The organism is Pseudomonas fluorescens, assembly GCF_003732425.1.
GTDB classification, from domain to species: Bacteria; Pseudomonadota; Gammaproteobacteria; order Pseudomonadales; family Pseudomonadaceae; genus Aquipseudomonas; species Aquipseudomonas fluorescens_BE.
In genome coordinates this window covers 748,412-760,497 of sequence record NZ_MOBX01000013.1, presented here as the reverse complement: position 1 = coordinate 760,497, position 12,086 = coordinate 748,412, and the positions used below count along the sequence as shown (strand labels likewise).

Annotated in this window: 9 protein-coding genes and 1 tRNA gene; 3 read left to right on the top strand and 7 right to left on the bottom strand. The window is 60.6% G+C overall.

Going from position 1 to position 12,086, the window contains the following annotated elements:
• Positions 1–49: 49 nt before the first annotated feature.
• Both BK670_RS13885 and BK670_RS13880 read right to left on the bottom strand, forming a co-directional pair.
• The gene (locus BK670_RS13885) at positions 50–988 is read right to left on the bottom strand and encodes an AraC family transcriptional regulator (protein WP_123450342.1); all 939 of its coding nucleotides are present in this window, start codon (positions 986–988) and stop codon (positions 50–52) included.
• Between the two features lie 11 nt (positions 989–999).
• On the bottom strand, positions 1,000–1,833 hold the full coding sequence (locus BK670_RS13880) for an oxidoreductase (RefSeq protein WP_123450340.1): 834 nt from the start codon (positions 1,831–1,833) through the stop codon (positions 1,000–1,002).
• 280 nt (positions 1,834–2,113) lie between these two features.
• On the opposite strand from BK670_RS13880, the gene BK670_RS13875 reads away from it, so the two are divergent.
• Positions 2,114–2,188, top strand: a tRNA-Lys gene (locus BK670_RS13875).
• Positions 2,189–2,213: 25 nt separating this feature from the next.
• Positions 2,214–4,499: a hypothetical protein gene (locus BK670_RS13870; protein WP_123450338.1), complete on the top strand. Its 2,286-nt coding sequence runs from the start codon at positions 2,214–2,216 to the stop codon at positions 4,497–4,499.
• Between the two features lie 72 nt (positions 4,500–4,571).
• On the opposite strand, the gene BK670_RS13865 is transcribed toward BK670_RS13870, so the two are convergent.
• From BK670_RS13865 to BK670_RS13845, 5 genes are all read right to left on the bottom strand, one after another.
• Positions 4,572–5,837, bottom strand: coding sequence for an NAD(P)/FAD-dependent oxidoreductase (locus BK670_RS13865; RefSeq protein WP_123450336.1), 1,266 nt, complete (start codon positions 5,835–5,837; stop codon positions 4,572–4,574).
• On the bottom strand, positions 5,827–7,419 hold the full coding sequence (locus BK670_RS13860) for an aldehyde dehydrogenase (NADP(+)) (protein ID WP_123450334.1): 1,593 nt from the start codon (positions 7,417–7,419) through the stop codon (positions 5,827–5,829). The genes BK670_RS13865 and BK670_RS13860 overlap by 11 nt, the downstream gene beginning before the upstream one ends.
• Positions 7,420–7,491: 72 nt before the next feature.
• The gene (locus BK670_RS13855; protein WP_123450332.1) at positions 7,492–8,439 is read right to left on the bottom strand and encodes a dihydrodipicolinate synthase family protein; all 948 of its coding nucleotides are present in this window, start codon (positions 8,437–8,439) and stop codon (positions 7,492–7,494) included.
• 55 nt (positions 8,440–8,494) lie between these two features.
• Positions 8,495–9,421 (bottom strand): 4-hydroxyproline epimerase, encoded by a 927-nt coding sequence (locus BK670_RS13850; protein WP_123451381.1) that lies wholly within the window; start codon positions 9,419–9,421, stop codon positions 8,495–8,497.
• A 22-nt stretch (positions 9,422–9,443) separates the two neighbouring features.
• Positions 9,444–11,069 (bottom strand): APC family permease, encoded by a 1,626-nt coding sequence (locus BK670_RS13845; RefSeq protein WP_123450330.1) that lies wholly within the window; start codon positions 11,067–11,069, stop codon positions 9,444–9,446.
• 232 nt (positions 11,070–11,301) lie between these two features.
• Between BK670_RS13845 and BK670_RS13840 the strand changes: the two genes are divergently transcribed.
• Positions 11,302–12,072, top strand: a complete 771-nt coding sequence (locus tag BK670_RS13840) for an AraC family transcriptional regulator (RefSeq protein ID WP_123450328.1) — start codon at positions 11,302–11,304, stop codon at positions 12,070–12,072.
• Positions 12,073–12,086: the final 14 nt, after the last annotated feature.

Here is a 12,086-nt window from a genome sequence, read left to right as displayed (position 1 = left end):
CGAAAAAAGCCTGCCCTGAAAAGCAGGCTTTTCGTTTGTGGCGTGACCGTCAATGCGACGAAACATACTCCGAGGCTGTGGTCGGCAATGGCAGTGCATACGTTGCCTTCATCCATTCAATCTCTGCCTGTGGCGTCCTGCCGAAGAAGCGTTTGAACTCGCGACTGAATTGCGAAGCACTTTCATAGCCAACGTTGAAGGCGGCTGCCGAGGCACTCATGGCCTGGCGCAACATCAACAGGCGCGCCTGATGCAAACGCGTCGACTTCAAATACTGCATAGGTGAGGTGTCGGTCACGCTGCGAAAATGCAGATGGAAGCTCGGCACGCTCATGCTCGCTTCATGGGCCAGTTGCTCGATGTCGAGTCGCTGCTGATAACAGCTGTGGATCTTGCGGATTGCGCGAGTCACTTTGCCGAAATGTCCTTGTCGGTTGAGCGCTGCGCGCATGGAGCCACCTTGCTCGCCGGTCAGGATGCGGTAATAGATTTCCCGCAGCAGGGACGGCCCGAGGATTTGTGCTTCGCCGGCAACGCTCATCGCTTCCAGAAAACGCAAGGTCGTTGCCCGCAGTGAAGCGTCCATCGGTGAGGCATACATGCCTTTGGGCTGGGCATCGCTTGGGCCATGCAAGTCATCCACTTGCAGCATCAACTCGCTGGCCAACTGGAAATCGAGGTGCATGTAGATCGCGAGCATTGGCTCGGTCTCAGTGGCATCGGTCTCCATGGTGAAAGGGATCGGCACCGAGACTACCAGATAGTGCTGGGCGTCATAGACATAGGTATCCTCTCCCAGATAGCCGCGTTTGCGGCCTTGGCAGAGAATCACGATGCCAGGGTCATACAGCACCGGGGTGCGCGTCAGGGGGCGATTCGAACGCAGGAACCGCACGCTTTTTAGGGCGCTGAGATTGTAGCCCTCGATCGGTGCGAGGGCTTTCATGAGCTGCACCATGCGCGCTGTGCCTGCATCGACCTGCGTCATCACATCCTCTCTCAATGATCGGTGGACCGGCTCAGCGCTTCCCATTGGTCAATCTCGCTGGCTGCATTTTTCAGTTTGTCACGGACCAGACGCAAGGCGTCACTGCCCAATAGCAAATGGGTCGGTGGTGTCGGGCTGGCGATTATCTGCAGCATCGCTTGGGCAGCCTTTTGCGGGTCGCCGAGTTGCTTGCCGCTTTTCTCTTCGCGGGCTTTGCGGATCGGATTGAAACTGGCGTCATAGTCGGCAATGCTGCGCGCGGTGCGTTGCATCGAACGGCCCGCCCAATCCGTGCGGAACGAACCCGGTGCGACGGCAGTGACGAAGATGTTAAACGGCTGCAGCTCCTTGCTCAGGGTATCGGAGATCCCTTCGAGCGCAAATTTGCTACCGCAGTAGTAAGCGATGCCCGGCATGGTAATGGTGCCACCCATGGAGGTGATATTGAGGATGTGCCCCGCACGACGCTGGCGAAAGAAGGGCAGAAACGCTTTGATCACCGCCACCGCGCCGAACACGTTGACGTCGAATTGACGGCGCATGTCTTGCAGCGGTGATTCTTCGAAAATGCCTTCGTGGCCATATCCGGCGTTGTTGACCAAAACGTCGACGGGACCGTGAGTGGCTTCGACCTGCGTAACGACGCTGTCGATCCGCTCGAAATCAGTAACGTCCAGCACCACCCCGTAAGCGTTGTCCGGGGACAGTGCCTGGAAGTTTTCCAGGTCGGTTTCATTGCGCACAGTGCCGATGACACGGTGGCCGTTGGCAATAGCTTCTTTGGCCAGCGCATGGCCGAAACCGCTGCTGACGCCGGTGATGAACAGGGTTTTAGCGTGAGTCATGTCAAGCTCCCATTGGGTCAGGTCTGAGTCCATGGTAGCGATCAGCAAACGGGGCACCTATGCCGGTTTATCTTCGAGCATTGCCTATTCCTATCGGGCTGAACGTCTACGACGGACGCCATTAAACAGAAAAAGACTGCCATGACGGACGCGCCTCGATACGAGCTCAAGAGTGACAGGACCGGTCCCCGAAGATAGTAACGGCGTGCTCGTTTCAGCTCGTGCGTGCGAGACACCGGCTTCACATTCTTTCGTGGCTGGTCGACAATGCGCGCTCTGTTCCGGGGTAGTTCAGCGGTGGAACACTCGGCTCTTAACCGGGTGGGCGCTGGTTCGAATCCAGCCCCCGGACCCATTACACTGTAGGGTCACAAGGAAGTATGTCCAGGGACGACGGTGAGTTCGGCGAGCACGATGGCGTGAATGCCGGTTATGCGGTATTCCAGCTCTCACGAGCGTTGACCGCTACACAGCGCGACGCTGACCCGCAGGCACGCAACCGAGTCGAGCGCTGGCAGCGGGTGGTCGAACACCTGATGCAGGGCAGCGCTCAATACGGTTCACGCGTGCCTTTCGCCGATTTGCCTAAATGGGTCACGCTGGAAGTGGCGACGGGTGGATTTGCCACCGGGCAACTTCTGGCCGGTGGCGCTCTGACTGCCTATGAGCGTCACTTGGCCGCGTCGATCCCCGGTATTCGCGCTGGTCATGAACGGTTCGATCTCAATATCTGGCATCTATCGGATGTGGGCGTCGCAACGCTGCAAGAGCGTTTGGCGAACGGAACCTATCAGATTGACGTTTCGGAGGAAGCCGCACTGCTGACAGTGTCATGGCTTTTGCGGCATCAGCGTACTGACGAGGCGCGAACGCTGATCGAGCAGATCTCGCCTTTCTTCGATCGCCTGCGTTTCTTCCCGACTGCCGTTGACGAGTCGCCGATTTCCACGGCGGAGGTGCATGTTTTTGATAGCGCCAGTGTCAGGCAGCGGCTGAACCGGCAATTGGCTCAACCGCTTCTGGCCGTCCAAAAGCATGTGGTTGAAAATCGTCTGCCTCTCTACGACGCTGCAGTCTCACTGTTTCTTTTGACCTGTCAGGATGGCTGGCCTTGCAGACATTTTCCTGAAGGCTGGTTCGAACGCGCAGCGGCACTCGGCGCGCAGATCGCTCGGACCTGTAGCGCTGAACACCGCAGCAACGGTCCCTTCAAGACCCGGGCGGCGGAACTGTTTGCGTTGCTCGGTCAGTGTTTGCGCGATCAAGCATCATTGACGGGCCGCCAGGTCGGTCGCATCCGGCGCATTGTTGATGACTTTGTGGCCAAACACGGGCATCCCGAGTCCGCTGCACATTCCCTTAAACGAGCAGAGCAGCGCCAACATGTGGCGGCCCCCGGGCATCATTTGATCGCGCGGGCTGTCTCGGCGCGTCTGGCAAATTACCCGGGTTCGGACGGCGTTAGTGACTTTTCGCAGCTGCTTGAACCGATCACCGATGAGGAGGCGAAGCGTCACCGTCTGACCCTTGGGGCGATGATTCCGCCTGCGGTTCGCTGCCGCCTCGAGCGTTGCCGCAAGGGGACCATTGCCGAGTTGATTGATCATGGCTTGATCTCATCCGCCGATACCGTGGCGCAAGTTCTGCCTGCAATGACAGCGCAAATCTGTAGCAGCGTATACCGGGACGGGATGCTGCAGTCGTTGGCGGGTGCAACGTATCGCGCCTTCCGTCGTCGGCGCTCGTTGCTGCTGCTTAACCTGCAAAGTCAGGTCAAAATTGCCGAGCTGCCGTGGGTCGCGGCTTTAGAGGGTGAGCGTGAGGCGAGTGCTATTTCCGCCACGGGTGCCAGGCAGGCGTTGGTCGAGGCCTCTGCAATGACCCTGTCGGCGTTTCCGCAGGCCATTCTTCCGAACAAGCTACTGCAGGAGTTTGTTTCACTGGCTGAAACGGCGAAGCTGGATCTTCCTTTCGTCGATGAGGTGGCGGCTGACATTTTCATGGGCGCGTTCTCCAACAAGTTCGCGAGAGCGGCCAGGCAATCGGCCAGATTTATGGCCGGGACGCTTTACGCTCGTTATTACGACATTGATACGGATGGCCTGGCAGGCCTTCCCGATCAGCGCCGATCACGGCGCAGAAGCAACAGCCGTGATGCATTGGCAACGCTGTGCGCGCAGCGTGCAAACGCCTCCTTTGGCACGTGGCGGCCAGCGGTCAACGGCACGATACTCGAACAGCAGCAGATTCTGACGACGCAAAACCTCGCGCTCCTGTTCGGCGAATTGAACCTGAAAACACTGCTGCATCATCGTTTGAGCGCGCTGGCGCTGGCGTGCTTCGAGTGGATTTGCAAGCGGCAACAAATGCACATCACGCATTACCATGCGCGTCTGGTGATGTTGAAGAACACGGCGTATGCGTGGCGTCAGATGATGTTTTACCTGTCGATGCTGGATGGCGAGCTGTTGCGTGCTGCACTCGACAGCCTCGAGTCGCATTTTGCAGCGCAATCCAGCGAATTCCGCGAAAGGTTTCTGCCTGCCATGATTGGCTTGCGTGTTACCGCTGCCGGGCATCGGCTGACCTTGAGTCGCCAGAAAGATGAGGGCGCGAGGGTTTTTCTGGGATGGACCATTGAGCGGCACTGGTTAATGCCTTTGTAACGCCTGCCGATCTGCCAGTTCGCGGCCACCAGCCTGCGCCGGAAAGCAGGCTTGTGGGTCAGGAACTTCCTTTCAGAAACGATCGAGCCTGTAATGTTCGTTGAGTGGTAGCCGGCAGGCCTCTTTTGCAGTCGCAGGCAAAGCCATCCGCACCACCATCTCCGCCGTCACCGCCGCCTGCGTCAGCCCCAGATGCTGATGTCCAAAAGCAAGCAACACCTTGCCCCCACAGACCTGATCAATCACCGGCAACGAATCCGGCAACGACGGTCGAAAGCCCATCCATGGCGTCGCTGCTTCAGCATTCAGATCCTTGCGGAACAAGCCCTGACTCAACCGGTGCAATTGCCACGCGCGCTCCATGCTCGGTGGTTTTTCCAGTCCGGCGAATTCAACCGTGCCGGCCAGGCGCAAGCCTTCGGACATCGGCGTTATGATGAATTTGCGCTCCAGCGAGGTCACGGGGAAGGGCAGTCGGTCGTGTTCCTGCGGCAGCATCAGGTGATAACCGCGCTCGGTGTCCAGCGGTACTTTTTTTCCGGTGAGGGCGGCGGTGAGTTTCGCCGAATGTGCGCCGCAGGCGATCAGTACGCGACTTGCAGTCAGACCGCCATTGCCGGTGGTCAGCGTAACCCCGTGTTCCTGAACGTAGCCGCCCTGAACCTGCTGCAGGACAAAACTCACACCACTGGCCTTGGCTGCTTCGACCAGTTCGCACACCACGCGATACGGATCAATGAAGTGCCCGGTGCGCGGGAAGAACAAGCCGCCCTGAATCTGTTCGCTGAGTGACGGCGCGGTTTCGCGGATGGCGCCGGCCTGCCAGTAATCGACCGGCACCTGTTGCTGATGCAGGCGTGCCTGTAATGCCTGGATCGCCTGACGCGATTCGGGACGTTCGAACACCAGCAACGAGCCGTCGATCTTCAGTAATTCCGGCCGCTGGATATCGGCGAGTAAACGCTGCCAAGCCTCCAGACTGCTTTCATTGAGCGCACGCAAGCCTGCCACGGTGTTCTGAAAAGGCACCGGACGCAGATTCAGCAACAACCGCGTAAACCAGGGCAAGGCACGGGGCAGGTATTTCCAGTCCAGCCGCAATGGCCCCATCGGGTCCATCAGCATGGCCGGCAGGCGCTTGAGGATGGACGCGTCGGCAATCGGAAACACCTGCTCGGTCGCCAGATGCCCGGCGTTGCCGAACGAGGCGCCGTGGCCGGGTTGCTGCTGATCGATCACGACCACGCGCAACCCTTGGCGAGCCAGACGCAGTGCGCAGGCGACGCCGATGATGCCGGCGCCGACCACGGCGACGTCGTGGGAGCCGTTATTCGCCATGGTGCTGCGCTTCCCTTTGGCCATCGAGCAGACGCCGCAATTGCAGCGGATTGGCCTGTTTCAGTGCGGCAGGCAACAAGCTGTCCGGGAAGTCCTGATAGCACACCGGGCGCAGGAAACGCAGGATCGCCGCGGTCCCCACGGAGGTCGTGCGCGCGTCGGAGGTGGCCGGGAACGGTCCGCCATGCACCATCGCGTCACACACCTCGACCCCGGTGGGCCAGCCGTTGACCAGCAAGCGCCCGGCCTTGCGTTCCAGCGTCGGCAACAGTGCGCGGGCCTGTTCCAGGTCTTGCTCATCCAGCTGTAACGTGGCGGTCAACTGGCCTTCCAGGTGTTCGGTGACCTGGCGGATTTCAGCCTCACTGTTGCATTGCACGATCAGCGCTGCCGCACCGAACGCTTCCGCTTGCAGGCGCTGATCGGTGAGAAAGTCAGCAGCCTCGGTCACGAATACATGAGCCTGACATTGGTTCGGGCCGGTGCTGGCCTGCCCGATGCCAGTGATGCGCGCAGCGGCATTCTCGGCCAGCGCATTTACGGCAGATTCGTAAGCACTGAAGATGCCCGGTGTCAGCATGGTCTGCGCCGGACTGCGTTGAATGATATCGGCGGTGGCCCCAATGAACTTGTCCAGCGCCGGTCCTTTCAAGGCAATCACCAAGCCCGGATTAGTGCAGAACTGGCCCGCGCCCAATGTCAGCGAAGCCACAAACCCTTCGGCCAACGCAAGCGTGCGATTGTCCAGCGCCGCCGGGAACAGCAGCACCGGATTGATCGAACTCATTTCCGCGTACACCGGAATCGGCTCGGGCCGCGCTTGCGCCGCTTGCATCAGCGCCAGACCACCGCTACGCGAGCCGGTGAAGCCCACTGCTTTAATCCGTGGATCCGTGACCAGCGCAATGCCCACTTCGCGGCCGGAACCGTACAGCAACGAGAACACGCCTTCCGGCAAACCACAGGTTTTTACCGCCCGAGCGACCGCGCGGCCGACCAGTTCGCTGGTGCCGGGATGGGCACTGTGCGCCTTGACGATCACCGGGCAACCGGCGGCCAGTGCCGATGCGGTGTCACCGCCGGCCACGGAGAACGCCAACGGGAAGTTGCTCGCGCCAAACACCGTGACCGGTCCCAGCGCAATCTGCCGTTGACGCAGATCCGCACGCGGCAGCGGTTGACGTTGCGGTTGCGCGCTATCGACGCGCACATCCAGCCATTCACCAGCGCGCACCGTGCGGGCGAACATTCTCAATTGCTGGCAAGTACGCCCGCGTTCACCCAGCAGTCGAGGCCGCGGCAGTCCGGTTTCCGCGTGGGCCCGGTCAATCAGTTCATCGCCGAGGCTTTCAATCTCCTCGGCGATACTTTCCAGAAATTCGGCGCGGACACTCAGGGTTGTCTCGCGATAAACATCGAACGCTGCCCAGGCCAGCGCGCAGGCCTGTTCGACATGCTCGGCCGCCCCACCGGCGTACGCCGGTTCCAGCGTTTCATTCGTGGCCGGATTGATCCCGCGAATGGCGCTGCGATTGCCGGCAATCGTGTGTTGCCCGATCAGCATGTGGCCCGTCAAAGTCATTGTGTCTTCCTGATAAAAAGAGGGAGGCCTGCCGCGAATCACAAGGTTTCGCGGCAGGTGAAGGGGTCGTGATCAGGCGAAGTTCTGTTCCGCCGACCAGTTCTCGTACCAATGACGGAACAGCGAATACTGCTTCTCGGCATAACGACGCTGCGAGTCGCTCAACGCGTCGGTTTCATTGAAGTGCAGGGTGTATTCCTTGTCGCCGTTGAGCACCATCAGGTGTTTGTAATACAGCACCAGATCGCAGCCTTCATCGAACGATGACAACACGGCCAGCGCCGATTCCAGTTCCCGCGCCTGACGCCGGGCCTTGGCATCACCCTTGGCCGCTTGCTTGCTCAGCGCGACCAGTTGCAGCACCTCGCGGGGCAGGGCGTTGCCGATGCCGGTGATGGCGCCGGTGGCGTTGCAGTTGACGAAACCGTGCACCACTTGCGTGTCGACGCCGACCATCAAGGTCACGTCATCGTCCTTGGAGGTGATGTTTTCGGCGGCGTATCGCAGGTCGGCGCCACCGCCGAATTCCTTGAAGCCGATCAGGTTCGGGTACTCGCGGCGCAGTTCAAAGAACAGATCGGCGCGGGTGGCGAAGCCGTAGTAAGGGCTGTTGTAGATCACTGCCGGCAGGTTTGGCGCGGCTTGCAGAATCGCGGCGAAATGGGCTTTTTGCGCCGTGACCGAAGCGCCACGGGACAGTACACGGGGAATTACCATCAAACCCTGCGCGCCAACTTTCGCCGCGTGGGCCGCATGGGCAACCGCTTCGCGGGAGTTCACCGCGCCAGTGCCCACGATCGTCGGAATGCCTGCCGCGACCAGGCGCGCCACGCCTTCCTGACGCTCGGCCTCGGTCAGCAGCGGCCAGTCACCCATCGAGCCGCAATAGACCACGGCGCTCATGCCGATATCGATCAGTTCGCGACCCTTGGCCACCAAGGCATCGAAGTCCGGTTGGCGGTGGGCGGTGCACGGGGTCATCAGGGCCGGCATGCAACCGGTGAAGATGTTGTCGCTCATTGTTTTAACTCCTTGGCACATCGTTCAAATTGAGGTGAAAAATCAGCGTGGCGGTTCAGATGCCCCACGCGAACGGGTCTGCTTCGTCGATCAGCAACGTGCTGTCGGCGGTCATGTAGGCGCGGCCGGTGATGTACGGGCGGATGCGTTCGCCTTGCCATTCGAAGCGACCTTCGAACTGGCTGCCGGTGATGCTCGCCTGCACCCAGGTCGAGCCGGGTTGCAGCTTGTCGTCGGCGGCCAGACAGGCGAGTTTGGCGCTGGTGCCGGTGCCGCACGGGGAGCGGTCGTAGGCTTTGCCGGGGCACATGACGAAGTTGCGGCTGTCGGCAACAGCGTCGTCTGCGAACAGTTCGATGTGATCGATTACCGCGCCGTCCTCGCCGTAAATGCCTTGGTCTTCGAGGGCCTTGAGCATGGCCCAGGTGTACGCCGTGAGGTGTTCGACGTTGTCCATCGTCAGCGTCTGGCCGTGTTCGGAAACGAGGAAGAACCAGTTGCCGCCGTAGGCGATGTCGCCCAATACGCGGCCGAATCCCGGCACATCCACCGGCACCTGCTTGCGATGGCGATAGGCGGGCACGTTGCCCAGGGTCACCGAGCCGTCGTCATGCAACGTGGCGCTGACCGGGCCGACGGGGGTGTCGATCTTGTGGATGCCCGGTTCGATTTTTCCCAGGTACTGCAACGAACTGATCAGGCCGATGGTGCCGTGACCGCACATGCCGAGGTAGCCGGCGTTGTTGAAGAAAATAACCCCGCAAGTGGCGTCCGCCGAGACCGCCTCGCAATACAGGGCGCCGACCAGTACATCGTTGCCGCGCGGTTCCAGCAGGCAGGCGCGGCGCCATTGATCATGCTGAGTGCGCAGCGCGTCGCGTTTTTCCACCATGCTGTTGCCGGGCAGATCGGGGAAGCCTGTCATCACCAGACGCGTGGGCTCACCGCCGGTGTGGGAATCAATCACGTGTACTCGTTTCATGAACATGTCCCCTTGGATGATTTCAGTAGGCGCCGGCAGGGCGCGCCGATACGGTCGAGGCGGGGGCAGCGATTTCGCTTTCTTCATCGTCCTCTTCCAGACGCAGCAGATGCGCCGGTACACCGGTCGCCGCGCCCCAGTAGTAAATGCCGGTGGCACAAGCGGCGACGACAAGGGTGTCGAACGGATGAGCGAGGATGCCCAGGCCACCGAAGGTGCCGAGTTTCGACAGCACGATGGTCACTGCGTAGAAGGCGATCAGCCACGCCGAGGAGCGCACCTGGCGCGCCAGATTCAGGTGGGCGGTCGGCACAAAACGACCGCACAGCAGGTACACCACGAACATCAGGATCTGCAGGCCGAGCAGCCACGACACGGTGCTCCAGCCCGACCAGTAGACGATCAGCGCGGCGATGATGAACGACACCGGCCCGAGCACGCCCATGCACTTGACCCTGAATGGCCGCGGCATGTCTGGCGCATTGCGGCGCAGTGCTGCGACAGACACGGGCGCCACGGCGTAGCTCAACACCAGCGCGGCGGAGACGACGTTGATCAGCGCTTCCCACGACGGGAACGGCAAGGTCCAGAACACCGACAGGGCGAAGGTCAGCCACAGCGCCGGGCGCGGGATGCCGGACTTTTCATCGATGTGGGTAAAGACCTTGAAGAAGGTCCCGGTCTGCGCCCAGCCGTAGATCACCCGCGGGGTGGCGTTCATGTAGATGTTGCCGCAGCCGCTTGGGGAGATCACCGCGTCGGCGACCACCAGATACGCCAGCCAGCCCACGCCCAGCGCCAGCGCGATGTCGCGATACGGCAGAGCAAATTCCTTGCTGATACCGGCCCAGCCGTTGGCGAGCATTTCCGTCGGAATGCTGCCGAGAAAGGCCATTTGCAGCAGCACGTAAATCAGTGTCGACAGCAGCACCGAGAGGATCAACGCAATGGGAATAGTGCGCTGCGGATTCTTCACTTCACTGGCCACCGAGATGATCGGCGTCAGGCCCAGATAGGCGAAGATGATGCCGCCCGCCGACACGGCCATTTCCACGCCGGACAGACCGAACGGGGCGAAGCCTTGCACCTCGAAGTTGGCCGGTTTGAAGAAGGTGAACAGCACGCCGATCACCAGCAACGGCACGATGAACTTGAACACGCTGACCAGATTGTTCGCCTTGGCGAAGGTCTTCACGCTGCGGTAGTTGAGCAGGAAGAACACGCAGAGCAGACCGAACTGCACCAGCCAACCGAGAATCGTCGGATCACCGGTGCCGGCCTTGGTCAGGCCGGGAAACCATGCCGCTGCGTATTGGCGCGAGGCAACCACTTCGATCGCCACCAGACTGGAAAACGCAATCAGGGTGATGAAGCCCATCAGGTAGCCGAGCAGCGGCCCGTGGGAGTACACCGGGTAACGCACCACGCCGCCGGCGCGCGGTAATGCGGCGCCCAGTTCGCAGTAAACGATGCCCAGCAACAACACGGCGAAGCCGCCCAGCAGCCAGGAAAAAATCCCCGCCGGCCCGGCAATCGCGGACACATGACTGGCCGCGAACAACCAGCCGGAACCGAAGATCGCCCCCAGCCCGATAAATGTGAGGTCAATCAGTGAAAGCTGTTTTTTGAACTTGCCTTGGCCTGACATGGCATCGCCTTCTTGTGAGTTATTGGATAGGCAGTTGTGTCACTGGGACGGCCAGACTTTGAACTCATTGACCTCGCGGCGATTGATGCTTTTTGCCGGGTTCGATGACGAAATCGGCACAATGGCACCTATGAATCATGGCCCTCGACACGTCGTGAACGATGCTGCAATCTTCAGTGCAAACGGCGCATGGCGGGCACTTGGTCTGTCCACGTTACGAGGGGAATCTTTGATGCAGCAGGCGTTTTCGATCCTGGCTCAAGGCGTGGATGGCCAGCGTCCGCAGACACTGGAGGAGCTGTTGGCCGGCGCGGCGCTGTTGTTGCCGATGCTCGATGTGATCCCCAACGCGGCGATTTTCATCAAGGATGTGCAGGCCCGTTACGTACTCGCCAACCGCACGCTGGTGCAGCGCTGTGGCTTGAAGGATTTGCGTCCGTTATTGGGCAAGACCAGCGCGCAAGTATTCCCGGCGCAACTCGGGCCGGGCTATACGGAGCAGGATCGCAAGGTGCTGGAGGAGGGCTTTGTACTGGAGGATCAGCTCGAGCTGCATCTGTATGGCAGCCGCGAACCGGGCTGGTGCTTGACGCACAAGCAGCCACTGTACAACCGCGACGGGATGATTATTGGTCTGGCGGGGATTTCGGTGGACCTGCAATCGGCCAGCGAAACCCATCCGGCATTTGAGCGGCTGGCGGCTGTCGATGAGCATATTCGCGCCAACTTCAATCGCCGCGTCACCCTCGGTGAACTGACCCGCATCGCCGGTATTTCCGTGGCGCAACTGGAGCGTTACTGCAAACGGGTGTTCCACCTGACGCCACGGCAGATGATCCAGAAAGTACGCCTCGAACACGCGCATCGATTGCTGCACACCGACTTGCCGATAACCGACGTGGCGCTGCAATGCGGCTACACCGATCACAGCGCGTTTACCCGCCAGTTCAAAGCGTCTACCGGGTTTACCCCGCGCGAGTATCGGCAGGCCACTTCACCCTGATAGTGGCCATTGAA

Coding starts and splice junctions, on each gene's coding strand:
- BK670_RS13885 (WP_123450342.1), bottom strand. CDS start 988: ATGACGCAGGTCGATGCAGGCACAGCGCGCATGGTGCAGCTCATGAAA.
- BK670_RS13880 (WP_123450340.1), bottom strand. CDS start 1,833: ATGACTCACGCTAAAACCCTGTTCATCACCGGCGTCAGCAGCGGTTTC.
- BK670_RS13870 (WP_123450338.1), top strand. CDS start 2,214: ATGTCCAGGGACGACGGTGAGTTCGGCGAGCACGATGGCGTGAATGCC.
- BK670_RS13865 (WP_123450336.1), bottom strand. CDS start 5,837: ATGGCGAATAACGGCTCCCACGACGTCGCCGTGGTCGGCGCCGGCATC.
- BK670_RS13860 (WP_123450334.1), bottom strand. CDS start 7,419: ATGACTTTGACGGGCCACATGCTGATCGGGCAACACACGATTGCCGGC.
- BK670_RS13855 (WP_123450332.1), bottom strand. CDS start 8,439: ATGAGCGACAACATCTTCACCGGTTGCATGCCGGCCCTGATGACCCCG.
- BK670_RS13850 (WP_123451381.1), bottom strand. CDS start 9,421: ATGAAACGAGTACACGTGATTGATTCCCACACCGGCGGTGAGCCCACG.
- BK670_RS13845 (WP_123450330.1), bottom strand. CDS start 11,069: ATGTCAGGCCAAGGCAAGTTCAAAAAACAGCTTTCACTGATTGACCTC.
- BK670_RS13840 (WP_123450328.1), top strand. CDS start 11,302: ATGCAGCAGGCGTTTTCGATCCTGGCTCAAGGCGTGGATGGCCAGCGT.